The 24,850-nt window shown below is 56.5% G+C and carries 23 protein-coding genes and 1 tRNA gene; 12 read left to right on the plus strand and 12 right to left on the minus strand.

What is annotated here, in order from left to right; translation table 11 throughout:
• Window positions 1-37 precede the first annotated feature (37 nt).
• Entirely contained in the window at window positions 38-832 is a 795-nt protein-coding gene (gene yaaA, locus ABJT94_RS11480; protein WP_348475187.1) for a peroxide stress protein YaaA, read from the minus strand.
• Between the two features lie 170 nt (window positions 833-1,002).
• Here yaaA and ABJT94_RS11485 point away from each other — a divergent pair, with 170 nt between their 5' ends.
• Window positions 1,003-1,776: an MBL fold metallo-hydrolase gene (locus ABJT94_RS11485; protein ID WP_348475185.1), complete on the plus strand. Its 774-nt coding sequence runs from the start codon at window positions 1,003-1,005 to the stop codon at window positions 1,774-1,776.
• Window positions 1,773-2,045, plus strand: coding sequence for a PilZ domain-containing protein (locus ABJT94_RS11490; RefSeq protein ID WP_348475184.1), 273 nt, complete (start codon window positions 1,773-1,775; stop codon window positions 2,043-2,045). The genes ABJT94_RS11485 and ABJT94_RS11490 overlap by 4 nt, the downstream gene beginning before the upstream one ends.
• Window positions 2,046-2,113: 68 nt before the next feature.
• On the opposite strand, the gene ABJT94_RS11495 is transcribed toward ABJT94_RS11490, so the two are convergent.
• Window positions 2,114-3,151: an NADP(H)-dependent aldo-keto reductase gene (locus ABJT94_RS11495; RefSeq protein WP_348475183.1), complete on the minus strand. Its 1,038-nt coding sequence runs from the start codon at window positions 3,149-3,151 to the stop codon at window positions 2,114-2,116.
• Window positions 3,152-3,233: 82 nt separating this feature from the next.
• Here ABJT94_RS11495 and ABJT94_RS11500 point away from each other — a divergent pair, with 82 nt between their 5' ends.
• Genes ABJT94_RS11500 through ABJT94_RS11510 form a run of 3 tightly spaced genes read left to right on the plus strand, consistent with a single transcriptional unit; the run spans window position 3,234 to window position 4,886 of the window.
• Window positions 3,234-3,575 (plus strand): hypothetical protein, encoded by a 342-nt coding sequence (locus tag ABJT94_RS11500; protein ID WP_348475182.1) that lies wholly within the window; start codon window positions 3,234-3,236, stop codon window positions 3,573-3,575.
• Window positions 3,576-3,579: 4 nt separating this feature from the next.
• On the plus strand, window positions 3,580-4,146 hold the full coding sequence (locus ABJT94_RS11505) for a hypothetical protein (protein WP_348475181.1): 567 nt from the start codon (window positions 3,580-3,582) through the stop codon (window positions 4,144-4,146).
• Window positions 4,143-4,886 (plus strand): heparan-alpha-glucosaminide N-acetyltransferase, encoded by a 744-nt coding sequence (locus tag ABJT94_RS11510; RefSeq protein ID WP_348475180.1) that lies wholly within the window; start codon window positions 4,143-4,145, stop codon window positions 4,884-4,886. Before ABJT94_RS11505 ends, ABJT94_RS11510 begins: the two co-directional genes overlap by 4 nt.
• 2 nt (window positions 4,887-4,888) lie before the next feature.
• Here the strand turns inward: ABJT94_RS11510 and ABJT94_RS11515 are convergent, their stop codons facing one another.
• Together ABJT94_RS11515 and ABJT94_RS11520 are read right to left on the minus strand one after the other, a co-directional pair.
• Window positions 4,889-5,170 carry a hypothetical protein gene (locus tag ABJT94_RS11515; protein WP_348475178.1) on the minus strand — a complete coding sequence of 94 codons (282 nt, stop codon included), beginning with the start codon at window positions 5,168-5,170 and terminating at the stop codon, window positions 4,889-4,891.
• Window positions 5,171-5,431: 261 nt separating this feature from the next.
• Window positions 5,432-7,108, minus strand: coding sequence for an AMP-binding protein (locus tag ABJT94_RS11520; RefSeq protein WP_348475177.1), 1,677 nt, complete (start codon window positions 7,106-7,108; stop codon window positions 5,432-5,434).
• 267 nt (window positions 7,109-7,375) lie between these two features.
• Here ABJT94_RS11520 and ABJT94_RS11525 point away from each other — a divergent pair, with 267 nt between their 5' ends.
• Entirely contained in the window at window positions 7,376-8,371 is a 996-nt protein-coding gene (locus ABJT94_RS11525; RefSeq protein ID WP_348475175.1) for an OmpA family protein, read from the plus strand.
• Window positions 8,372-8,546: 175 nt separating this feature from the next.
• Here ABJT94_RS11525 and ABJT94_RS11530 read toward each other — a convergent pair.
• From ABJT94_RS11530 to ABJT94_RS11550, 5 genes are all read right to left on the minus strand, one after another.
• Window positions 8,547-8,622, minus strand: a tRNA-Ala gene (locus tag ABJT94_RS11530).
• 101 nt (window positions 8,623-8,723) lie between these two features.
• Entirely contained in the window at window positions 8,724-11,357 is a 2,634-nt protein-coding gene (pepN, locus tag ABJT94_RS11535) for an aminopeptidase N (protein WP_348475174.1), read from the minus strand.
• A gap of 105 nt (window positions 11,358-11,462) precedes the next feature.
• Window positions 11,463-12,323, minus strand: coding sequence for a DUF2797 domain-containing protein (locus tag ABJT94_RS11540; RefSeq protein WP_348475173.1), 861 nt, complete (start codon window positions 12,321-12,323; stop codon window positions 11,463-11,465).
• Entirely contained in the window at window positions 12,320-12,598 is a 279-nt protein-coding gene (locus ABJT94_RS11545; protein ID WP_348475171.1) for a DUF1315 family protein, read from the minus strand. The genes ABJT94_RS11540 and ABJT94_RS11545 overlap by 4 nt, the downstream gene beginning before the upstream one ends.
• A 77-nt stretch (window positions 12,599-12,675) precedes the next feature.
• On the minus strand, window positions 12,676-13,575 hold the full coding sequence (locus ABJT94_RS11550; protein WP_348475169.1) for an NAD(+) kinase: 900 nt from the start codon (window positions 13,573-13,575) through the stop codon (window positions 12,676-12,678).
• Between the two features lie 54 nt (window positions 13,576-13,629).
• Between ABJT94_RS11550 and ABJT94_RS11555 the strand changes: the two genes are divergently transcribed.
• Genes ABJT94_RS11555 through ABJT94_RS11565 form a run of 3 tightly spaced genes read left to right on the plus strand, consistent with a single transcriptional unit; the run spans window position 13,630 to window position 15,981 of the window.
• On the plus strand, window positions 13,630-14,511 hold the full coding sequence (locus tag ABJT94_RS11555) for a DUF1853 family protein (RefSeq protein WP_348475167.1): 882 nt from the start codon (window positions 13,630-13,632) through the stop codon (window positions 14,509-14,511).
• Window positions 14,508-15,395: a D-hexose-6-phosphate mutarotase gene (locus ABJT94_RS11560; RefSeq protein ID WP_348475165.1), complete on the plus strand. Its 888-nt coding sequence runs from the start codon at window positions 14,508-14,510 to the stop codon at window positions 15,393-15,395. Before ABJT94_RS11555 ends, ABJT94_RS11560 begins: the two co-directional genes overlap by 4 nt.
• Window positions 15,388-15,981, plus strand: a complete 594-nt coding sequence (locus ABJT94_RS11565) for a DNA-J related domain-containing protein (RefSeq protein WP_348475164.1) — start codon at window positions 15,388-15,390, stop codon at window positions 15,979-15,981. Before ABJT94_RS11560 ends, ABJT94_RS11565 begins: the two co-directional genes overlap by 8 nt.
• A 55-nt stretch (window positions 15,982-16,036) precedes the next feature.
• On the opposite strand, the gene nfuA is transcribed toward ABJT94_RS11565, so the two are convergent.
• A complete protein-coding gene (gene nfuA / locus ABJT94_RS11570; RefSeq protein ID WP_348475163.1) occupies window positions 16,037-16,627 on the minus strand; it encodes a Fe-S biogenesis protein NfuA in 591 nt (196 codons plus the stop codon).
• Between the two features lie 421 nt (window positions 16,628-17,048).
• On the opposite strand from nfuA, the gene ABJT94_RS11575 reads away from it, so the two are divergent.
• The 3 genes from ABJT94_RS11575 to ABJT94_RS11585 all read left to right on the plus strand — a co-directional run bounded on the left by ABJT94_RS11575 (window position 17,049) and on the right by ABJT94_RS11585 (window position 22,178).
• Window positions 17,049-18,086, plus strand: a complete 1,038-nt coding sequence (locus tag ABJT94_RS11575; RefSeq protein WP_348475161.1) for a homocysteine S-methyltransferase family protein — start codon at window positions 17,049-17,051, stop codon at window positions 18,084-18,086.
• Entirely contained in the window at window positions 18,076-20,784 is a 2,709-nt protein-coding gene (gene metH / locus ABJT94_RS11580) for a methionine synthase (RefSeq protein WP_348475160.1), read from the plus strand. The genes ABJT94_RS11575 and metH overlap by 11 nt, the downstream gene beginning before the upstream one ends.
• 71 nt (window positions 20,785-20,855) lie before the next feature.
• Complete coding sequence (locus ABJT94_RS11585; protein WP_348475158.1) at window positions 20,856-22,178, plus strand: YhjD/YihY/BrkB family envelope integrity protein; 1,323 nt, start codon at window positions 20,856-20,858, stop codon at window positions 22,176-22,178.
• A 156-nt stretch (window positions 22,179-22,334) separates the two neighbouring features.
• Here the strand turns inward: ABJT94_RS11585 and ABJT94_RS11590 are convergent, their stop codons facing one another.
• Together ABJT94_RS11590 and ABJT94_RS11595 are read right to left on the minus strand one after the other, a co-directional pair.
• Entirely contained in the window at window positions 22,335-23,543 is a 1,209-nt protein-coding gene (locus tag ABJT94_RS11590; protein WP_348475156.1) for an HDOD domain-containing protein, read from the minus strand.
• Window positions 23,544-23,633: 90 nt separating this feature from the next.
• A complete protein-coding gene (locus ABJT94_RS11595) occupies window positions 23,634-24,776 on the minus strand; it encodes a PLP-dependent aspartate aminotransferase family protein (protein WP_348475155.1) in 1,143 nt (380 codons plus the stop codon).
• Window positions 24,777-24,850 lie beyond the last annotated feature (74 nt).

The raw sequence follows: 24,850 nt of genomic DNA on the forward strand, positions 1-24,850 counted from the left end.
CCTGAATTCTGTAGTGAATTGAGTATCAAAGCCCGGGTCAGCTTACACCCGGTACCTCGTCGCGCAAGAATTGCCAGCGACTGGCCGTGGACCGTTCAGCATCAAAACGATAACCCGCCCAGTCAAACGCCTTAAGGTCTTCAACCGAATCGACGTTATGGTCCAGCATGTACCGGACCATCAGGCCTCGCGCTTTCTTGGCATAGAACGAGATGATTTTGTATTGCCCGTTCTTCAGATCCCGAAATTCCGGTGTCACTACCGGAACCGGCAACCGTTTCGGCCTTACCGCTTTAAAGTATTCGTTTGATGCCAGGTTGACCAGTGTTTTGGCACCGGCTTTACGCACATCCTCCGCCAGCGCATCCGTCAGGGTATCACCCCACCAGTCGTAGAGGGAACGTCCACGCGGGTTGGACAACCGGGTACCCATTTCCAGCCGATAGGGCAGAATACGGTCTAGCGGTCGCAATACACCATACAAACCCGACAGGATGCGCACCTGCTCTTGTGCCCGGTCAATCTGTGGCGCTGTCAGTGTTGCAGCCTCCAGACCCTGGTAGACATCCCCGATAAACGCAAAAAGCGCCGGTTTACTCTTGGCGGGATCCATAGGCAACTGCCAACGACTGAACCGATCCACATTCAGACTGGCCAGTGATTCACTCAGCGACATCAGGCCCTGCAGGTCACCGACGGTGCAGGTCCGCAAGAGATCGACCAGCTCAGCGGCCTCCTGATTAAACCGCCCTTCGGTTAGGGTGTCGACGGGGGCTGCTGTTTCGAAATCCAGTTTTTTGGCGGGTGAAATAACCGACATCACGGCTGGCATCTGGAACGGTTCCTCCTGGTAAGATGGTTGAGCAGTGGCCTGCCCTGCTGGTAGCGGCCCTACCGGCTGGCATGGGTCTGGCGTATCCTGCCGAGCATTCCATGACAGCATCATTGTTTCAAACGGGATTTTTGCATAGGGTTAATAGAAATAATGCCAGTGAGTATATCATGAGAGTCATTCGAACCTTCGTTCCAAACTCTTTGCAGAACTACAATCATCTGGTGGTGTGCGAGCACAGCCAGGCCACAGCGGCTGTAGATCCCTACGATGCCGACCACTTGCTCACGCTGGCAGAAGATCAGGGGTTGCGCATCACCGATATCTGGATCACCCATGAACACGGCGATCATATCCGGCATCTGGACGAGTTGAAGGCCAAGACCGGCGCCCGGGTTCGGGCTCCGGCTTCCTGCCAGGGTCGTTTTCAGGCCGATCAGTGGCTGGCAGACGGCGACGAATTAACCCTGGGCCAGTCCACCGCGCATTTCTGGGCCTCCCCCGGTCACACTCCCGGGCATGGGGTGTTTTATCTGACCGAGCCTGAACCCGCGCTTATTTGTGGCGACACCCTGTTCAATGCCGGTGTTGGCAATACCCGTTCCGGCGATACCGACACCCTGTTTCACAGCATTGAACAACTTCGCCAGCGGGCCCACCCGGAAACGCGCATTTACCCCGGGCACGACTACCTGCCAACCAATTTGGCCTTTACACTCAGCATCCTGCCGGGCCATTCACCCGCCGAAGCCATGAAAGCCACCAGCGAACAGCAAACACCGGATACCCGCCTGACGACGACCCTGGCCGATGAGGCCGACATCAACCTGTTTTTCCGGCTCGAAGACGACACCCTGGCGCAGGTGCTCAATGATCGGGGGTTTCGAACTGACACCAGGCAAGACCGTTTTACAGCGCTGCGTCAGCTAAGGGATCAGTGGTGAGTCGCGATCAGCGGGGACACCCGCGAACACGGCTGGAGGTCACCATCGAACTGGTGACGCGCGCCGGTTATCGCACCGAAGCAAAGACCTGGAACATCTCGGACGGCGGCACCTTTGTAGAGCTGACTCCGGCCCAGAAGCAGCACTTCAACCTGGGGACCCAGGTACGAAGCCAGGTTCAGGGTCTACCCATGCCCGCACCTGTCGTGATGATGCGTGTTGTTCGGCACGCCCCTTCTGGTATCGGGCTGAAAATCATCAGCGACTGACGCACCAGCCTTAATAAACAGACACAGAGCCCGGTGACGGACTATCGCGCCACCGGGAAAGGGTCAGATCAGGGGCAGGGGTTAGGCTGACGCTGATGCACAGCTTCAATATCTGCCAGCACCTGGTCCGACAACACCAGACTTTCACTGTCGATGTTGCTCTTTAGCTGCTCCATGCTGGTCGCACCGATGATATTACTGGTCACAAACTGACGGCTGGTCACGTAGGCCAGCGCCATCTGGGCCGGGTCGATGCCGTGGTCACGCGCAACCTGCACGTAGTCGGCTGTTGCTGCAAAGCCCTGGGTATTGTTATAGCGCTGAAAACGCTCAAACAACGTCAGGCGGGCGCCTTCGGGGCGCTGGCCATCCAGATACTTGCCCGCCAGCATGCCAAACGCCAGCGGCGAATAGGCCAGCAAACCGACCTGTTCGCGACAGGTGAATTCAGCCAGGCCCACTTCAAAACTGCGGTTGAGCAGATTATAAGGGTTCTGAATGCTGTCAATGCGCGGCAGACCAGCCCGCTCGCTCAAACGCAAATACTCGGCCACACCCCAGGGCGTTTCATTGGAAACACCAATGCGCCGTACCTTGCCTTCCTGCACCAGTTCGTTCAGGGCAGACAGGCTTTCTTCGATACTCACGGCCGCCTCGTTCGCATTCAGCCCCTGAAACCCAAGTTTGCCAAAGAAGTTCGTGCTGCGATCGGGCCAGTGCAGTTGATACAGGTCGATGTAATCAGTCTGCAGGCGACGCAGGCTGGCTTCGCAGGCTTGTTTGATGTGTTCCCGCGACAAGGTCGGGCCGCCGCGAATATAGTCGAAATCTCCCCGCGAGATGGCCTTGGTGGCGAGCACAACCCGGTCACGCTGGCCTCGTTGCTTGAACCAGGTACCCATGTATTCTTCGGTTCGGCCATAGGTCTCAGCCTTGGGAGGTACCGGATACATTTCAGCGGCGTCAAAGAAATTGATGTCACGCTCCAGCGCGTAATCCATCTGCTCGTGTGCTTCGGCTTCGGTATTCTGCTGCCCCCAGGTCATCGTGCCCAGTGCAATGCTGGACACCTTGATGCCGGAGCGGCCTAATTCTCTGTATTCCATGAATTACCCTATTCTGTGCATTTAGATTCGCCAGTAAGCGTCTATAATAGGGGCACATTCAACCCAATTCGATGGGAAAAGCATGTCACGCAGAAAAAAGAGTCGTTCGCTGAAAGACCGGCTCGGCATCAAAACCGGGTCCAAGAAAACCTTTATCAGCAAAGGCGACAAAGGCAAGATCCCCAGTAAAAACCGTCTGGCCAAGCACAAGAACCGCAGCAAGTCGGCCTATGCGAAGTTTCTGGAAGAAAACAGAGGTAAAGACACCAGCGCGGGTCAAACCCCCGTCAAGCCAAGCGTCGCGAATACGGGTGACCCGAAATCCGCTCCATTTTCCGAGCCAGAACCGTTCGATGACCCGGATACAGCTGATTTCGACGAATTGAGTGGCGACGAGTTGCTCGAACGTTTTGAGCGGAGCTAACGCCATGCGACCGCTCAGTAAGGTATGGCTTGCCCTCAGCTTGCTGATCGTCACCCCTCTGGCCGGCGCTGAAGATTTCGGCGTCGCCAATTGGGGGCAAAGCGCCATGGCGGTTCGCGACCTGGAACAGCGCCCTAACCTAACCCCGCTGACCGAACGCGATTACCTCATTTACGAGGCCAGTTTACCGGGCATCAGCCGAACACGCCTGGTCTACCAGTTTGAAGACGGCCGGCTGGAAACCGGTCGCTTTATATTCAACGTCTCCCCGGGAAGCCCAACCAACGTCTGGCTGGCGCAATTTGAGAGCGTTCGAGCCCTGATCACCCAGCAGTACGGCGAACCGGCACATCAACAGGTTCTCCAGCCGGCAGGATCGTCCAATAACCCACCAGATAACTGGTCCGATGCCCTGGAACGGGATGCCGTCATTCTGAAAACCCAGTGGCGCACAGACCAGACGCTGATTACCCAGCAACTCGCCTGGAATGGAAGCCGCCCCCACCACCAGATCATCTACCTCCCGGTCAATGGTGCAGACGTATCTGACTTGGGGACCAGCCCATTTTGACCACGGCTTCCGGAGCAAACCAGACCCCCTGGGCGCAAACTCATGATCGCAGGCTGGTCAGCATTGACCAGATGCGTGCCCTGGCACTGGTGTTAATGGCCGTGTTTCATTTTGGCTACGATCTGAGTGTCTTTGGCTACCTGAGTTTCGATGCAAAAGCCCCCTTCTGGGCTAGCTTTCGCAGCATTATTGTTACCCTGTTTTTTCTGAGTGTTGGGGCCAGCCTGGTATTGGCGAACGCCCATGGCATTCGCTGGCGGGCCTTCTGGGTGCGGGAAGCCAGAATACTGGCCGGGGCTTTAACGTTCAGTGTCGCCACCTTCTTTTTATACCCAGGCAACTGGATCTGGTTTGGCGTGCTTCACTTTATTGCGATCGCCAGCTTACTGGCGCTGCCATTGCTTTATACCCCCCATCTCGCCCTGTTAGCGGGTATCACCATCATCGCCCTGTTCAACCTGACTGACTGGTTCAATCTGGCGCCCTTGTATCAGTCATTGCAAGACCCGTTGAATCTGCCGGATAGAACCATGGATCTTACGCGGCTGATTCCCTGGCTGGGCATGGTTTATATTGGCATTTATCTCGGTCATCAGCGTTTATTTGGCATTAGGCAACTGCCGTTTCTGCCGACCAGCGGCCCTTTTATCTGGCTCAGCCGACACAGCCTCGGTTTCTATATGGTTCACCAGATTCCTCTCTACGGCATGGCCTGGCTGATTTACCAGTTCACTGGCTAGGCTTACGCCACGATCTGCCCGCGATACACCCGCTGTGACTGCCCGGCTGCATGCGCTGCTGGTTTTTCCCAGTCAGTTAATTCGAACGGCGCACGCGCCTCAAACTCCGACAATAATGCATTCAGTTTTGCATCCTTATCGTTGCGATAGCGGGTCAGAATCGCCAGATCCTGTGTCGATGTAATGCGAATGTCGTCACCGTAAATGGCACGAATGCGTTTGCGAATATTCTGCAGCGCCCGGTAATTTTCGGGTTTGATCAACCAGTGTTGTTGTTCTGACATACTCGACTCCTGTGCTGAAATTGATTCCGCAAGGCCGACAATAAAGCGATTGCCAATATCAATTATGCAATAAGCTTGCCTGCCCAGAACGCACCCTGTCCGGGTAGCTACCCGTCTAATAAAGCCCCACATTGATGCATATTTTGCCCGAAAGCCTCAACTTAGCGCTTTAACACCACAAGTTTTCGGAGTAAAAAAAGCCCTATCGAGGATCGGGCTTACTGATGACGGTGTTCGCTAAAAACTCGGTAAAACGTCGTGCTAACCGGTCACGGTCTCATCTTCCCAGAACACTTTACCGGCCGACACATTAGCCAGACGATCCTGATACTGACGCTCAAGGTCGGCTCGCTTCAGTTTCAGTGTTGGCGTTAGCAGACCGTTTTCTATGCTCCACAGATCATCCGCTACCAGAATTCCATCTAAGCGCTGGTGTGATTCCAGGCCGGCATTAACGGCCGACAGCGTGTGCTGTAGCGAAGCCCTCAGAGGTTCCCGGTCAGACTTGCGCAAATGCTCGGCCATTACCACCACGGCCACCGGTTGCGTTCGCCCACTGCCCATCAGACAGACCTGTTCGATGTCGGGGTTGCCCGCCAGCTGACTTTCAATGGGAACCGGTGCAACGTACTTGCCCTTGGCGGTTTTGAATTCTTCTTTCAACCGCCCCACGATGGTGTAGGACCCATCCGGGTTTTTAATGGCCTTGTCGCCAGTTTTAAACCAGCCATCTTCAAATGAATCGGCCGTTGCTTCCGGGTTTTTGTAGTAGGCTTCGAAGACAGTGTCGCCACGCACCTGCATCTCGCCCTGCTCGCTCAGGCGAATGTCGAGGCAATCGATGGGCACCCCAATGGTGCCCAGCCTGTCTTCGCGAAACGGCATATTGGTGGTCGACAAGCCCGCCGTTTCCGTCATGCCCCAGGCTTCACAGATGGGAATGCCCAGTCGGTAGTACCAGTGCAAGGTACTGGGTGAGATAGGCGCCGAACCCGATCCAAAAATACGCACCGAATTCAAGCCCAACCCCTGGCGAATTTTCTTCGCAACCAATTTACCAAGCAGCGGAATACGTAATAGCTTCTGGAGTTTTTGTTCCGGCATCTTCTCATGCACCCCAGCCTGAAAGCGCACCCAAAGCCGCGGTACCGATAAAAAGGCGGTCGGCTGTGCCACTTTCAAATCGTCGACAAAGGTATCGAGCGATTCAACAAAATAGACCGGGCCACCGGCATAGAGCGAAGTGCCCTGTATCACGGTACGCTCGGTTATATGAGCCAGTGGCAAATACGATACCGTGCGATCGTCCGGCCGCAAATTGATCACGCTTCGATTGGCCGTCGCGGCGGCGGCGTACTGACCAAACTTCAGGACCACACCTTTCGGGTTACCGGTACTTCCCGACGTGTAAACAATGGACATGATGTCGTCCAGACCCGCCTCGGCTACATCGGCCAATGGCGTTTGCTGACTGATCCAGTCCTGCCAGCGAATATCGTGCTCGACCGTATCGTAGGGAAACCCGATTCGGGGGATCGAGCCGTCAAATACCTGGGACCCTGCGGTTTTGTCGTCCAGCTTGCCAACGAAGATTGCTTTGGCTTCGCTGTGATCGAGTATGTATTGCAGCGTCGATTCACCCGCTGTCGCATAGATGGGCACACTGACCATGCCGGCCATCATGATGGCCCAGTCTGCGATAAACCATTCGGCACTGTTTTTGGCAAAAATGGCAACCCGGTCGCCCGGGCTTAACCCCAGGGATTTAAGGCCCTGAGCGATTTTGCGCGCATCCTCATCAACCTGCTGCCAGGTCCACACGGTTAATTGTCGGTTAACAGGCTGGTGCAAATAGGCTTCATCGCCCCGCTCTCGCACATGGCGCGCCAGTTCCTGCAAGGGTGTCTGATAATGGCGTTCTTGTTTGGTATTGTTCATGACGTTTCCATTGTTTTTATTTGTAGGTGTCGATACCAGCGTTCGGGTGTCATCCCGGCGGGGCATGCACACTGAAAATAACCTTAGCAGTATTCACCAGTGTTTGTGCAAACGCACGTATATTGCACTTCATGGCTGACTACCTGACCGTTCTTCAACTATTAGGCAACCACGGCGATGCCCTAAGAGGGATTGGTGACGAAAGAGTGTCGACACCCGCCCGGGTTTTGGGTCATGCTTGACACATCACTGACAAAGGAAAATGCCATGCCAAGATCGACCCTCTGGGCATTGACTGCCGCCCTGCTGCTCGCGCTGTTTACGGCTTACGTGCTGTGGGATAACCAGCAACTAACCCGTTCGACCCAAACACTGGAACAACAGGTCAGTGATCAATCGGAAGATCTGCTCGCTGCCCGTACTCGTCTGCAAACCCTGTCCGAAACCAACCGCCAGCTCGAACAACGCCTGGGTCAGTTCACGAGCCAGCAGACAGACCTGTCGGACATAGTGGCGGAGCTACAGGCCCGGCTAAACGAGGTGACCGAGGAATACACCAGCCTGGTTGCCACACAGCAACAATCCCAGCAACGGCTAGAGGCAGCATCCAGTCGTCAACAGGAACTGTCGAGACTGGAGTCGGAAGCCGATGCCCGGGCTCAGGAAAATCGCGAATTGACCGAGCAGCTGGAGCAGCAAATTCGTCTCAACGAACGCTACCAACAGCAATTGCAGGCGGCCAATACCGCCCTGACCGGTCGGGAAGAAGAAGTAGAAGACCTGGAGATCCGTCTGCAGCGTGAACAACAGGCCATCGATGCCCTGGAGCAACAACTGGCGGCGTTGAGCGACAACCGCACTCAGTCGATTGAGCAACGGGACGATGGCTCTACCGTGATCCAGTTGCCGGAAGCCATCCTGTTTGATTCCGGTTCCGCTCAGTTAAACAGCCAGTCCGTTGCCGTACTCGAAGACGTCGCTGAAGCCATAGAAAGTTTTGAGCAATACAACATCCGAGTAGTCGGTCACAGCGACAGCTTGCCCGTGGTATCGATGAGAAACCTCTACCCGACCAACTGGGAGTTGAGCTCAGCCAGAGCCAGCGCCGCCGTGCACCGCCTAACGGAACTGGGCATAGACCCCCAGCGTCTGAGTGCAACCGGTGTGGCCGACACTCAGCCACAGGTAGTAGAGACAGATGACGCAAGTCGACAGCGGAACCGGCGCATTGAAATTATTCTAGAACCGCTGACATCCCAATAAATAGCGACCATAAAAAAACCGGCCACAAGAACCGGTTTTTTTTAATTTGGTGGAGCTATGCGGGATCGAAGTCGTGCGCGACCCCGGCGATACCTCCTGCATGCCATGCAGGCGCTCTCCCAGCTGAGCTTCAGCCATAAAAAAACCGGCCACAAGAACCGGTTTTTTTTGAATTTGGTGGAGCTATGCGGGATCGAACCGCAGACCTCCTGCATGCCATGCAGGCGCTCTCCCAGCTGAGCTATAGCCCCAAATCGGTGCCGGACTCCCGTCTGACACCGCTGCGTATTCTACTGGCGCCGAACCCGCTGTCAATACTTTGTGTTGTATTTCAAGCAGTTATACACCCTGTTTAGTCTTTCAGAGCCCGCTGTGCCATCTCAAAGACGTTTGATGACAGTGAATCGGTGGCCAGAATGGTCTCCAGAGCTGACGCCATCATCTTGCCACGGTCTGCATCGTAGCGTTTCCAGTCAGACAGCAGCGTTACCAGCCTGGCAGCCAGTTGCGGATTCAGGGCGTTCAACTGCTGAACCACCTTCGCGAGTAAGGCATACCCCTCTCCCCTGGCATCGTGAAACGACTCGGTGTTCATCGCAAAGCCGACAATGACACTGCGCACCTTGTTCGGGTTCTTGATGTCAAACGCAGGGTGCTGCATCAGCGTTTCAATGCCCGGGACCGTCATGCCCGGCGTTCCCGCCTGCATGGTCAGCCATTGCTCAACCATCTGGGTATCCGACTGCCAACGCTCGTAAAAATCGCTCAGTAACGATTGTTGCAAGGCTTCGGCATCGCCCGCCAGCACCGCTCGCAGGGCGTTGCTGCGATCGGTCTGATTCGTGGCGCTGGCGTACAGTTCTGCGGCGAAATCGAACGCAGCCTGATCACCGGCCTTTAACCAGTACCAGAGGCTCAGGCCCTGCAGCTGTCGACGACCGGATTCTTCGGCATTGAATTCATAGGGTGCATCGCTGCTTAGCTTCTCGGTCAGAGACCGCCAGATGTCCCGGTAGCGGGTGGCGAGTGTCTTGACCAGGTGCTTGCGCGCAGCTATCAGATCGTCAATGTAGACGACGTCGACGGCGTCTTTGAGGATGGCATAGCCGGGCAAGGTCAGCATGCTGGCGCGAATGGCGTGGGACAGGGAGGCGTCGCCTGCTACATTGGCCACTGTCTCCACCAACACCGAAGGCGGTGTCAGAGAGCGACCGGCACGGTGATCCTCCGCCATGCTCAGAATGGCGCGACTATACAGTTGCTGCAAAGCGTCCCATCGGTTGAACCCGTTGGCATCGTTGGCGGCCAGGAACGCGAGTTGCTCGTCACTGTAACCAAACGACCACTTCACCGGGGCCGAAAAGTCCCTCAGCAAACTGGGGACGGGCCGTTCCGATACCCCGGTAAAGACGACCTCGGTCACTTCATCGGTGAGGGTCAGCACCTCGGTGCCAGCGTTGTAGTTGCCTCTGGTGTGAATTGGCAAGTCGTTGCCATCGGCACCCAACAGACCCAGCTTGACCGGAATCACAAAGGGGCGTTTATCGGTCTGCCCGGGTGTTGCCGGGCACGACTGATGAAAAAATAGCCGGTAGGTTTGGCTGTCTGCGTCGTAGTCGTCGGTGACCGACAACCGGGGTGTACCCGCCTGGGTATACCAGCGCTTGAACTGGGTCAGATCGAGACCGGACACCTGCTCCATGCAGGCCACGAAATCATCGGTAGTTACTGCCTGGCCGTCAAAGCGTTCAAAGTACAGATCGGAACCGCGTCGAAAGTCATCCGGACCGACCAGAGTGTGAATCATGCGCACAACTTCGGCGCCCTTTTCGTACACGGTGGCGGTGTAGAAATTATTGATCTCAATGTACGAATCGGGCCGAACCGGGTGCGCCATCGGGCCGTTGTCTTCGGGGAACTGAACAGCCCGCAGACCGGCGACGGTTTCTATTCGCTTCACCGCACGGTCGTGTGTGTCGGAGCTGAACTCGGTATCGCGAAAAACGGTAAACCCTTCTTTCAGCGACAGCTGAAACCAGTCACGGCAGGTTACGCGGTTGCCACTCCAGTTGTGGAAATACTCGTGCGCGACAATGCCTTCGATGCGTTCAAAGCGCTGATCGTTCGAGGTATCAGGCGAGGCGAGTACAGCAGCACTGTTGAAAATATTCAGGCCTTTGTTTTCCATGGCGCCCATGTTGAAAAAGTCGGAGGCGACGATCATGAACAGATCCAGATCGTATTCCCGTCCATAGACTTCTTCGTCCCATTGCATGGCTTTTTTCAGGGAGTCCAGCGCAAAATCAACCTTGTGTGCATTCTGCGGTTCAACAAAAATTCTCAGCGTGACGTCACGACCGCTGCGCGTGGTGAACCGGTCATCCTTGCTGCTCAGGTCGCCAGCGACCAGCGCAAAAAGATAACTCGGTTTCGGAAAGGGGTCTTCCCAGACGGCATAGTGTCGTCCGCCTTCCAGAGCACCGCTGTCTACCGGATTCCCGTTCGACAACAGAATCGGAAACTGGCCGGCGTCGGCTTCGATGCGGGTGGTAAAGGTCGCCATCACATCAGGGCGATCGGGGTAAAAGGTAATTTTGCGAAAACCTTCCGCCTCGCATTGGGTGCAGTACATTGAGCCAGACTGGTACAGACCTTCAAGCGAGGTATTGTTCTGCGGATCTATGCGAGTTACGGCACGAAAAATGAGCTGTTCTGAATCGCAATTCAGAGTGAGCACGCCATCCGCATAGTGATAGTCGGCACTACTCAGTTGCTTATCGTCCAACTGCAGGGACTGAATGTCCTGATCAATGCCGTTTAGCACCAGTTCGCGACTGGCGACGTCGGGATTTTTTTTCAGGGTCAGCTCTGACGAGACTTCGGTATAGCCATCAAAGAGGCTCACGGTCAGATTAACGTGCTCTACCCAGAAAGCCGGTTGCTGGTACTCACTGAGGTAAATGGTTTTCGGATCCTGTGTTCTCATCAGTGTCTCACTTTTGCCCTTGTAGGGTCGGGTCGGAAAGGCCGTGTGTAACAGCCGATGCAATGGCCAGATATCAGGCTCAGGTAAAAGCCCGACAGCCAATCGTTAACGCAACACCACCTGGTAGCCGGTGTGGCGACGAATGTTGATAACGCCAGTATCGAGAATCCAGTACTGGCCTTTAATGCCGAGCAAAGTACCTTCGACAACCGGTTGTTTGTCGAGCGTCAGGCTGCTGACTTTTTCGGGGTACTGGTCTACCGGATAATCCAGCGACCGCACATCGGCGTGGTTGATCAACTGAATGGCCTGCAAACCATAGTCTGCGATCAGGGCATCCAGTTCCGGGCGACACTCGGCCACCAGCTGGTCACGCAGAGCGGGCAAATCCAGCGGCTCGGAGGTGCCTTTCAACATGGTGCGCCAGTTGGTTTTATCGGCGACATGCTGCTTGAAGACCACTTCCAGTAAGCCGGCCAGTTTGCGCGAGGAGACGCGGGCAATGATCATCGCCTGGGTCGCACCCTGGTCGACCCAGCGCGTCGGCACCTGTCCGCCACGGGTAATGCCCACCTTGATGCCGCTGGCGTTGGCCAGGTAGACGTAATGTGATTGCATGCAGGTCACTTCCGCCCATTCCGGTTCGCGGCAGGTACCCTGATCGAAGTGGCATTTTTCCGGGCTCATCATGCAGCTGTCACATTGCGCCAGCGTCGTGAAATGTTCGTAGCAATAACCCTGGCCGAAGCTTTTATTAGTGACCTTGTCGCAATAAACGCAGCGAATCTCACCCAAATACTCTAGCCGGATGGGCGAGCCAATCCGCGCATTCATGTCGATCTCGTGGTCACCGAGCCGCAGCCGGTAATGCACTGGCGAGGTGGCATCGCTGAGCATTTTTTCCAGCCCGCCGCGACCGAGCTCAGTCGCGTTTTCACCGGGCTCGCTAAACAGGTCGAGATTCATTGCAAGGTATCTCCGGCGCCGGGCAAGTTGATCACCTGGATATCATTCAGCTTTTCCGCCTTGCGCTTAACCGACTCGGGCCGATCAATGTAGCCCGTGCGGGCCTGTTCAGGCACGCCAATACTGATTTCATATTTCAGACAGGCTTCGAGGCACAGAGCCTTTTGCTCTTTGGTCAGCGCCACGCCATTGGGCCATCTACCAAGCTCAACGGCTTCTTTCAGCCGGCTGTACACTTCGGGAGACAAACTCCCTGCGACGGCATCAAAATTCATAGGTTCACCCTCTTCCACCCTGCTGTGTCCTCATGTGCGGTCAAAGCGGCCAGACACAAGGGCGGCATTCATAACGGTTAGTCTTCGAGACGGTTGCCCCAGCCCAGTTTGGTGCGGCATATCTCATAATAGTTGTGATCTTCCGGGTGCAACAGTCGCAACGCCTGCGGGAACCGGCTGATGCGCAGCTCATCGCCCGGTGCGATGGCGATGTGGTGCTGGGCATCGAAACTGATTTGCGGTTCGAACCCGTGGTCTTCGCCCAGTTGAATGCTCAGGTTGGCGTCGGCACCGACCACCAGGGGCCGGTTATTCAGGCTATGCGGAAACATGGGCACCAGAATCATGGTATCGAGGCTCGGGTGCACCAGAGGTCCGCCCGCCGAGAGCGCATAGGCGGTAGAGCCGGTGGGGGTCGAAACGATCAGGCCATCGGACCGCTGGCTGTAGACAAACTGGCCGTTGATGTAGAGCTCGAATTCGATCATACGGATGCTCTGACCGGAGTGCAGCACCACGTCATTCAGCGCCCGGCCCGTTTCCAGTACCTTGCCGTGCCGGATAATGCTCGCCTGCAGCAAAAAGCGGTTTTCAATGACGTAGCGGCCTGAAAACACATCCCGCACCTTCTGCTCCATCTCCACCGGCATAATGTCGGTCAAAAAACCCAGACGGCCGCGGTTGATGCCCAGCAAAGGCACATTGAATTCTGCGAGGTCACGAGCGGCACCCAGCAGTGTGCCGTCGCCGCCGACCACAATGATCAGATCGGCCCACTGCCCCAGGCCCGGTCGGTCGAGGGCTTCACAATTCAACCCCGGTATGGCCTCTGCCAGCGGCAAGTCGATGCGACAGGCCCGGTTCAACTCGCTCAGCAAGTGTGTCAGCCGGCGGACAGAGTCAACCACGCTGTCGCTGTCGAGTCGGCCGACAATGCCAATCCGTTCGAAGGATTGGGTGTGTTCGGGTTTGGTCATTCAGGTCGCTTCGGTTATCGTCCAGGGTTCCGAAGCATACCAGAAGGGAAGCGCATGGACGAAGCCGTCAGCACGCAATTGCGACAGGATTTGACGTGGATCCTGCAGGCCCCTGCCCTGCTGCCTGCGCCCGAACTGAACTGGCGCCCCGGCGATGCCTTCTCAATCGACCTGATTGACCCGATCATTGCCACCCGTGGCGACGCACTCGAACAAGCCCGGCATGGTAAGCTGGGCCATTATTTCGAGGCCCTGGTACAGTCGCTGTTCAGCGCCTCGCCGAATTACCGGATTCTGGCCAGCAATTGCATCATACGTGGCGCCACACGCACCCTCGGCGAGCTTGACCTGTTGCTGGAAGATCGCCGCCAGGGGCGAATTCTGCACCTTGAGCTGGCGCTCAAGTTTTACCTGCTTATTTCTGCCGGCGCAGGTATCGCCCCCGAATGCCGCTGGATTGGATCCGGTTTTAAAGACTTCATGACCGTAAAATCGCAGCGACTGCTGTCGCACCAGTTGACCTTACCGGAGCGCGCTGAACGGGAAGGTGCCTGGCCCCGGCACTTACCAGTGCCCGATCATTCCCAGGGCTGGGTAACGGGTCGTGGTTTTGTCCCTTTCGACGACAGAAACAATGCGTCTCGGTGGCCGCTGATCGCCCCGAATGCACTGATCCGCCCCTGGCTAACGGAAACCCAGGCCCGGCAACAGGGCTTGGCCGGTCGCTGGATCAACAAAAGCCAGTGGCTGTCTCAGCACCCGGGGCCAGAAGAGGCTCGCAAACACCCGGCACCGGCACAGTGGTTGGGCCGACTGCCCAACGAGTCCCACGACGGGCACTGGTTCATCGTACCCGATGACTGGCCAGAACAGGCCCGCGCCAGTATGCTGCGGCGCTTTGCATACGCCAGCAGTCCTACAGGAACGCCTTTGTGAACCAGCCTGAAACCCAAACAGCAAGCCATCGAATCACGCTAGAAACCACACCTGGCGGGCTACAACGCCTGTGCGTGGTCAATGAATGCGCAGTCGCCACGCTCTACCTCCAAGGCGCCCATTTGACGTCGTTTCGGCCGCACGGTCAGGATGACCTGTTATGGGTGTCTGACGCCGAGCCTTACCAGCCCGGCCAGGCCTTACGCGGCGGCATTCCGGTCTGCTGGCCCTGGTTTGGCCCCCACCCGGACGGCGCACCCTATCCGTCACACGGACTGGTCAGGACAGAGCTATGGAACTGGGAGGTTGTGCGCGATGACGCCAAGATCAGCCAACTGCGCCTCTGGCTCGAAACCGGCGGGACAGACTCTGGTTTTGCCCACCGGGCCCGGGTTGAACTGGTGGTAACGGTCGCTGACTCTCTGACCCTCAGTCTGATTACCACCAACCTTGGCGACAGCCCATTCACGCTCAGCCAGGCATTGCACAGCTACCTGCCGATTTCTTCGCCTGACTGCGTTTGCCTGACGGGTTTGACCGGCTACCCCTATCTCGACAAACTGACCGGAACACGCCAGCCGTGGCCGGAGCCGTTTGCAGTGGATCAGGAAATTGACCGAATTGTATTGGATGAAGGGCAACCCGTCATGCTGGACGAACCGGGCAAGGTGCGCCGTTTCATCAAGCGCGAAGGCAGCCGGTCGCTGGTGGTCTGGAACCCCTGGATCGCCAAGAGCCGAACCCTCTCGAACTTCAATGACGACGACTACCGCTCCATGCTGTGCCTGGAAGCGGCCAACGCCGCCGATGACAGCAGGCAACTGCAGCCTGGCGAGCAACACCCGCTAACAACCGAACTTGGGCTGACGACGACCGATGCGTGATGTCAACCTGCCACCCGGCCTGATGGAGGCTGTGGACGAGCTGCTGACAGAAGCACCCGCCGGATTGTCGGAGTACGACCTGATACAGGCTCTGGACCGGCACTACCCTGCGCTTTTTCCCAAGCCCAACCTGGGCGACCCGCTACTGCTGTTTCAGCACCATTTTGTGCTGATGCACCTGCTGTACCGCCTGCAGCAGGACAACCACCAGAAGTCCCGGAGGCTGTCGATCAGCCCACTGCGGATTCAGTGGCTGGCGGCAACCGGCGGCGAGGGCAAGGCCGTGAGCCCGAATCCGTCGCTGGCGGCTTATTATCTGGATTTCAGCAATTTGACAAAAGAAGACGGTTTCAGTGTAGAGCGGTTGTTGCAGGGGTTTTGGCGCCGTTTACTGGGTGAAGAGCAAGCGCCCGATGCGCTTGCCACCCTGGGCCTGGGGCCTTCCGCCAGCTTTTCTGACGTCAAGACCCGTTACCGGCAACTGGCCAACGCTCATCATCCGGACAAGGGCGGTGACGCTGTTGAATTCGGGCGGATTCAACAGGCCTACGACACCCTGAAAGATCAGCAAAAATACCGCAAGTGACCTTGCCTGGCAGCGACGTCACCCGGAAGCCAATCGATCTTACTGCCGGTGCACCTTACTGATAATAGGCGTTTTCGGTCACGGTATGATCGGTAACATCCCTAATGCCCTTCAAGCCCGGTACTTTTTCGAGCAAGGTTGCTTCAACGCCATTTTTCAACGTAATGTCGACCGCTGAGCAACCCTGGCAGCCACCGCCGAACTTCAGCACCGCAACGTCTTCGGGCGTCAGTTCTTCAAGGCTGACCTCGCCCCCGTGTGACGCCAAGCCCGGGTTAATCTCGGTAAACAAGATGTAATTAACCTGATCCTGCAGCGGGCTGTCGGCATTCACCTTGGGCATTTTGGCATTGGGCGCCTTGATGGTCAGCTGACCGCCCATCTTGTCTTCGGCGTAATCGACAACAGCTTCATCGAGGTACGGCAGACTGTGCTTTTCCAGATAGACCCGGAACTGTGTCAGCTCGATGACTTCGTCGTTTTCTTTCTCTTCACCCGGACGGCAGTATGCCAGGCAGGTTTCAGCGAATTTAGTGCCAGGCTGGGTCACAAACATACGAACGGAGACACCGTCCGTGCTTTGCTTGGCCAGCAGACCCGCCAGATAATTCTGCGCGGAATCGGTAATGTTCATCTGAATATCCATGCCACAGACTCCGTAGTTGGACGATTAATCGGGAATGTTGAATGGGCGGTATTCTATCGAACTTTGTCCGCCAACTGAATACCTGAGTGTTTTACTTGGTTATACAGATGTGGCCTGCTATCAGTGAATTCAAGGCGAACCATTGAACTTAGAGCAGAAAGGCCTATCGCACTGACCATAGGACCCCGTAGTGGCCTGGAATCAGATACTACGCGCACCAAAATCTGTGAGGTTGCGACAGATAACGGTATAACTACTATATCAATACTTTTTGATATAGATTGAAAAAACACCCTGTTTGGTGTTTCATAGGGCACCTTCTTTAAGGCAGGGGTGGACCCTCCGTGACGGTCTGTCACTATTTACGGAGCAAACAACCCATCCACGCCTTCTGTCACAGCCAACTGAACTGGAAGAGACAATGACTCGCTCAGTCGCGGACGAACTCCGCCGTACGCTCCAAGACCGCATCATGGTACTGGACGGTGCCATGGGCACCTCCATCCAGGGGTACCCACTCGAGGAAGCCGACTTCCGTAAAAGGCACTTCGAAGACCACCCGAGCCCGCTCAAAGGCAACAACGACCTATTGTCGCTGACTCGCCCCGACATCATCGAGGAAATTCACGACTCCTTCTTCGAGATCGGTGCCGACTTCGCCTGCACCAATGCGTTCAGCGCCACCACCGTTGCCCAGGCCGACTATCACCTCGAACACGCTGTATACGACATCAACTACGCGGCGGCCCAGTGTGCCCGGCGCAGTGCCGACAAGTGGTCAATGAAGACACCGGAGCAGAAACGTTACGTCATCGGCTGCCTGGGGCCCACCAACCGAACCGCCTCAATGTCGCCCGACGTCAACGACCCGGGCAAGCGCCTGGTCTCCTTCGACGATCTGGTTCAGGCCTACAAGGAAGCGTCCATTGCGCTGATCGATGGCGGTGTCGATCTGATCATGGTCGAAACGGTATTCGATACGCTCAACGCCAAGGCCGCTGTCTTCGCGGTGCTTGAGCTGAAACAGGAACGTGGACTGGACATTCCGCTGATGGTCTCCGGCACCATTACCGATGCCAGTGGCCGCACTCTGTCGGGCCAGACGCCTGAGGCCTTCTGGGTGTCGCTAGAGCACGGTGAGCTGTTCAGTATCGGCTTGAATTGCGCCCTGGGCGCCAAAGACATGCTGCCGCATATCAAGGCGCTCGACAAACACGCCACCTGTTTGATTTCGGCTCACCCCAATGCGGGCCTGCCCAACGAGTTTGGCGAATATGATCAGTCCGCCGAGCAAATGGCGGAACAGGTACGTCCCTTTCTGAGCGAAGGCCACGTCAATATTATCGGTGGCTGCTGCGGTACCACACCGCAACACATTGCCCAGTTGAGAAAGCTGGCCGATGAATACTCACCGCGCCCGCTGCGCGATCTGGCCGCGGAGGTTGCCGATGAAGCCTAAGCAACGTGCCCTGCCCGACATGGTTCTCAGTGGCCTGGAGCCACTAGTCGTCAATGAAACCACCGGCTTCGTTAACGTCGGCGAGCGCTCCAACGTCGCCGGTTCAGCCAAGTTCGCGCGCCTGATCCAGGAAGAACAATACGAGGAGGCCGTCGACATCGCCCGCACCCAGGTCGACGACGGAGCCCAGATCATCGACATCAACATGGACGACGCCATGCTCGATGGCGAAGCGGCCATGGTTCGCTACCTCAACCTGCTGGCAGCCGAGCCGGATGTCGCCCGGGTGCCGTTCATGATCGACTCCTCAAAATGGAGCATCATCGAAGCGGGCCTGAAATGCGTTCAGGGCAAGGCGATCGTCAATTCCATTTCGTTGAAGGAAGGCGAAGACGTCTTCATTCAACAGGCACGCCGCATCAAACTCTACGGTGCGGCCGTGGTCGTCATGGCGTTCGATGAAAAAGGCCAGGCCGATACGTACCAGCGTCGAATCGACATCTGCAAACGGTCTTATGATATTTTGGTCGACGTGGTCAAGTTCAACCCGCAGGACATCGTCTTCGACCCGAATATTTTTCCGGTGGCAACCGGTATTCCCGAACACGACAACTACTGTGTCGATTTTTTCAAAGCCACCGCCTGGATCAAAGACAACCTGCCCGGCGCCAAGATTTCCGGCGGTGTCTCGAACATGTCGTTCTCCTTCCGCGGCAACAATACCGTGCGTGAAGCCATGCACTCGGTGTTCCTGTACCACGCCATCAAACACGGCATGGACATGGGCATCGTCAACGCCGGCATGCTGACCATTTACGACGATATCCCCAAAGACCTGCTCGAACGCGTTGAAGACGTTGTACTGAACCGCCGCGACGATGCCGCCGAACGCCTGGTCGATTTCGCCGAAAGCGTTAAAGGCCAAACGGCCGATGCCAAAGAAAGCGACAAGCTGAAATGGCGCGAAGGCGACCTGCAAGATCGCATCACTCACGCCCTGGTCAAAGGCATCACCGAATTCATTGAAGCCGATGCCGAAGAAGCGCGCCAGGAGGCCGACAAACCCATCGAGGTGATCGAAGGCCCTTTAATGGTGGGCATGAACGTGGTGGGCGACCTGTTCGGGGCCGGCAAAATGTTTTTGCCACAGGTAGTCAAAAGCGCCCGGGTAATGAAAAAAGCCGTTGCCTACTTGCTGCCCTATATTGAAGAAGAGAAACGTCTTTCAGGCCGTGAAGCCGAAAACAACGGCGTGATCATTATGGCCACCGTGAAAGGCGACGTGCACGACATCGGTAAAAACATCGTCGGAGTTGTCTTGTCGTGCAACAACTATGAAGTGATTGATCTTGGTGTCATGGTGCCGGCGGAAGACATCCTCGATGCGGCCGAAAAGCACAACGCCGACGTCATTGGACTGTCCGGGCTAATCACACCCTCGCTGGACGAAATGGTGACCGTCGCACAAATGATGGAACAGCGCGGCATGAATAAGCCCTTGCTGATCGGCGGTGCAACGACGTCGAAAATTCACACCGCGGTGAAAGTTGAGCCACAGTATTCAGCCCCGGTGGTGCACGTTCTGGATGCGTCCAAGTCCGTTCCCGTCGTGAGTCAGTTGTTGTCGTCGAACAAAGCGGCCTATGTCAGTGAACTGCGCGATGCCTACCAGCAGTTACGCGAAGGCAATGCCCGCAAACGCGGCCAGAAAGAATTCGCCAGCCTGGCGTTTGCGCGGGCCAATGCCTACCAGCCCAACTGGGCGGATTACCAGCCAACAACACCGTCGTTCATTGGCAACCGGACCTTTACCGATTACCCCCTGGCCGAGATCAAAGAGCGGTTCGACTGGACACCCTTTTTCAAAACCTGGGAACTGCACGGCAAATACCCAAAAATTCTGACCGACAAGGTCGTGGGGGTGGAAGCCAGCAAGCTGTTTAAAGACGCCACCGCCATGCTCGACCGAATCGTCGACGAAGGCTGGTTGCAATGCAACGGCGTTGTCGGGCTCTACCCGGCTGCCGGGATAGCGGGTGACCAAACCGAAATTTACGTCAATGAAGCGCGCGATGAAGCCCTGGTAACCCTGAACCACCTGCGTCAGCAAGCCGAGCGCCCGGACGGCCGCGCCTTCCGGTCACTGGCCGACTTTGTAGCGCCAAAGGACAGTGGCGTTCACGATTACATGGGCGCCTTTGTCGTTACCTGCCACGGCGCCGACGAACGTGCCAAAGCCTATGAAGCCGAGCACGATGACTACAACGCCATCATGATCAAGGCGCTGGCCGACCGCTTTGCCGAAGCCTTTGCCGAGGTATTGCACGAAAAGGTGCGCAAGGAGCTCTGGGGCTACGTGGGCGATGAACAGCTGGACAACGAGGCCATCATCGCCGAGAAGTATCAGGGCATTCGCCCGGCTCCAGGCTACCCGGCCTGTCCGGAACACAGTGAAAAAGCCACTCTGTTCCAGCTGCTCGATGCCGAACAGGCGACCGGTTGCTCGCTGACCGACAGCTTCGCCATGTGGCCGGCTTCCGCTGTAAGCGGCTGGTATTTTGCGCACCCGGAGAGTCGCTACTTTGGCTTGGGCAAGATCGACCGCGACCAGGTTGACGACTATGCTGAGCGCAAAGGCTGGGATCTGACGACCGCAGAGCGCTGGCTGCGACCCACCCTGGGATACGACGAACTCTGACCGGAGGTGCGGTTGTCAGTTACGCTGGTTTCCTGTGATACTCAACGCAAGCACTCTGAGGAAAGGGACACGTGACTGACTCCACCCCTAAAAACTGGCTTTCCCAGGCACAGGACTGGTTGTGGCACCCCAATCTGTCCAAGTTGCCAGGACCAGGACGACTGGGTATACGGATTGCCCGGGTAGGTTTCGCCGTGATCAAGGATCTGGCGCGGGGTTACACCAACCTTCATGCGATGAGCCTGGTGTATACCACCTTGCTCTCCATTGTCCCATTCCTGGCGCTCAGTTTTTCCGTTCTGAAGGGTTTTGGCGTTCATAATCAACTCGAACCCCTGCTGCAAAGCCTGCTAATGGCCCCGCTGGGCGAACGCAGCGAAGAAATCACCAGCAATGTCCTCAACTTTGTCGACAACATTCGGGTTGGAGTGCTTGGCGCCGTTGGTCTCGGCATTCTGGTGTATACCGTCATTTCTCTGGTTCAAAAAGTGGAGCGAGCTTTTAACCAGGTCTGGCGAGTCAGCCAGATTCGGCCGCTGGCTCAACGTTTCAGCAATTATCTGAGTGTCATTCTGATCGGGCCGCTACTGGCCTTTTCGACGCTCGGCGCCACCGCAGCCCTGGTCAGTTCCGATACCGTTGCGACCATGCTGGAAATCGCCCCGCTGGGGTGGGTATTCAGCCTGCTTTCCCGGCTGGCACCCTACGTGGTCATCATTACGCTGTTTACCTTTCTGTACTACTTCATTCCCAATACCCACGTAAAGTTTCGCCATGCGTTTATCGGCGGTTCCGTGGCAGGTTTTCTGTGGCAAAGCCTGGGTTATCTGTTCACGCTTTTTGTCACCAGCTCCACCCAGTACACGGCCATTTATTCCGGGTTTGCAGTGGGTATCCTGCTGCTGGTGTGGATTTACCTGTCCTGGCTGGTGCTACTGACCGGTGCAACGGTGGCCTATTACAGCCAGAATTTCCGTTTTATCCGTCAGCGTCAGACCGTTTTGCCCAGCGCAGAAACCGATGAAGCTGTGGGCCTTACCCTGATGTATCGGATTGCGCGCTGCTTCGATAGGAACGAACCTGGCGTCAAGGCCGCTTCATTAAGCAGTGAAATGAACGTGGATGCGGCGGTCGTCGACCGCCTGATGGACAAGCTGCTCGAAGCACAACTGATCGTCCGCAGCGAAGAACACCGTCTAACCCCGGCCCGGCCGCTGGATCAGATTGCGTTGGCTGACCTGCTGCACACCATCCGTGCTCCAGACTCCACAGTATCAACACCCCCTTACACATCGGCGATGCAAGAGACCATCAAGCAAGCGATGATCACTGCGTTTAAGGATCAAACGCTCGAAGACTGGGTGCGCCGGAGTGAAGACACAGAAAGTGGCTAGTGGTCCATGCGTGAAGTTCTGTTACTAGGGAACGACGCCATCAAGTTCGGAGCGAGGCGGAAAACCACCGGAATAGCACCGCTATTTCAAGGTTTGACAACAAAACTCTGGGCTTGATGGCAAAGTGAACAGTGACAGAACTTTCCGCATGGACCACTAGGGCGCAATGGTGACCATGCTTTCATCAGCCCATCGGACCGCGTCCAGATAGGCCGTCGCCCATTGCGCTGGCGTCAGTGGTGTTTGCTCCAGAGAGTCGAAGTCCATTTGCTCATAGGCCAGCACCCGCTGCAACACGTCACCGGCAACGCCTTCGTACTCCAGCAGGGCCAGCTTGACCGGCATACTGAGAATGATGGTATCGAGCAACTCGACCATGGGTTGATCCATCAGAGCATCCAACACCGAGAACAACCCGACAATGAACATTTGATGGCGTACTTCCGGGTGCCAGAGATCGGCAACCTGTTCGCACAGGCGAGCTCTCACCAGTGCCGTGGTGATCAGTTCGCGCGGCTTGCTGTCGTCCATCCGCGTCATCAGTATCAGCGATACCCAGTGTTTCACGTTATCGATGCCCAGCAGCACGATGGCATCCTTGATCGAATCGACCTCACGACGCAATGAAAACGCCGCGCTGTTGATGTAGCGCAGCAACTTGTAGCTGAGGGAAATATCGTGCGCGAGCAAGGCTTCAAGTTCATCAAGGCCGACATCGGGCTGCTGTAATTTGTTGAGCAAATCGAAAACCACCGCCTTGTTCGCAGCTACGCTCTTGCGCATTACTACCTGCGGCCGGCAAAAGAAATACCCCTGATAACAGTCGAAACCAAGCTCTTCACACAATTGCTTCATGGCCTGAGTTTCAACCTTCTCGGCGATCACCTGAACCGGGTAACGCCGCAACTGTGCCATCAAAGCCGTCAGTTCATCGCGCCCCCGACCCAGCACATCGACCTTGACGTAGTGCGCCCAGCACAACATCGGCCGGGTCTCGTCAGTCAACTCAAAGTCATCCAATGCCAGCTTGAACCCCTGTTTCGATAACCGTTCCAGGCCAGACATGACCTCCGGCGTGGCACGAATATCTTCCAGCACTTCCAGTACGCACTGCTCCCGAAACATCGGGGTCAGCGCACCGTCTGTGATAAAGGCTTTGGGTAGGTTGATGAACACCAGGCTGCTGCCGGTAAGCGTATCGATGCCAATGTGAATAAATGAGTTAAGAATGGCCTCGCTGGAGGCGCGATCGGGATCGTCGAACTGGGCTTCATTAACATCGCTGTCGCGATACAGCAATTCGTAGCCAATCACCTTGAGCGCGCGATCGTAAATAGGTTGTCGAGCAATGAAAAACTGCGCCATGGATGCCCTTCCTGCTGGCTTATCTTGCCTGATAAAGGTCTACATTAGCCGCTCTGGCCAGTATTGCCAAGCGGCTGGTTAACCCTGGCGTTATAGCTGACTCAGCGCCGCATCAAAATCAGACATCAGATCGGACACCGCTTCGATCCCAACCGATAGACGCAACAGGTCATCCGGTACCGGTGTACCCTCGCCTTCTATGCTGGCTCGGTGCTCAACCAGGCTCTCTACACCACCCAACGAGGTGGCACGCTTCCAAACCTTCAAAGTCGCTGCCACCTGAATGGCTGCCGCAGCACCTCCCTTGATTCGTACAGAGAGCATACCGCCAAAGCCGTTACGCATTTGCTTACGGGCAACGTCATGCCCGGCGAAGCCCGGCAAGCCGGGGTACAGCACTTCCTCAACGGCCGGGTGCGCATTCAGATGCTCTGCCAGTCGCTGAGCATTGGCCGAGCACTCACGCACCCGTATTGCCAGGGTGCGCATGCCGCGCAACAACAGCGCTGCTTCAAAAGGCCCCAGCACCGCACCACCCTGGGAGCGCTGTTTGATCAGACGTTGCCAGAACTCATCGTCCCGGGCCGTCACCAGCGCACCGGCAATCACATCCGAATGGCCGTTCAGATACTTGGTGGCTGAATGCATAACAAGATCTGCCCCCAGCAACAGCGGCTGGGTATGGATGGGTGTCGCCACCGTTGAATCCACCACCACCCGTGCGCCTGCGTCATGCGCCAGGCCACAAATGGCTTGAATATCCGCCACTGTCCACAGCGGATTACCCGGCGTTTCCAGCCAGACCAGCTCGGTCTTGCCAGGCTGGAGCGCGGCGGTTACCGCTGCGGTATCACTGGTATCAACGAAACTGACATCAATCTGCCACTGCTGCGAAAACTGCTTCAGCCAGTTGCGTAACGACCAGTACATCACCACCGGCGCAATGACATGAGCACCCGGTTGCAACGCCTGGAACACCGCCACTGAGGCGGCCATGCCCGACGCAAACACCAGCGCATCGGCGCCCTGTTCCAGCTCGGTCAGAACCCGTTCAACCGGGTCGTAACCGGGGTTATCGGCACGCGAATAAATGCGCCCCCGGCTGTAACCGTTGTCGGTATCACGTTGATAGGTGGTGCTGTTATGGATGGCAGGAATCAGTGCACCGGTAGTGGCATCGATGTCGCCCAGAGCTTGGGCCACCAGGGTTTCTGGCTGATACGGGTATGGCATTAAGTCGGTCTCAACTCATCGAAAAGATGCGCGACAGTGTAGCACTACCGATTACACGACCGTAGCGGCATTGA

This window comes from Saccharospirillum sp., assembly GCF_039982735.1.
Classification (GTDB): Bacteria; Pseudomonadota; Gammaproteobacteria; order Pseudomonadales; family Natronospirillaceae; genus Saccharospirillum.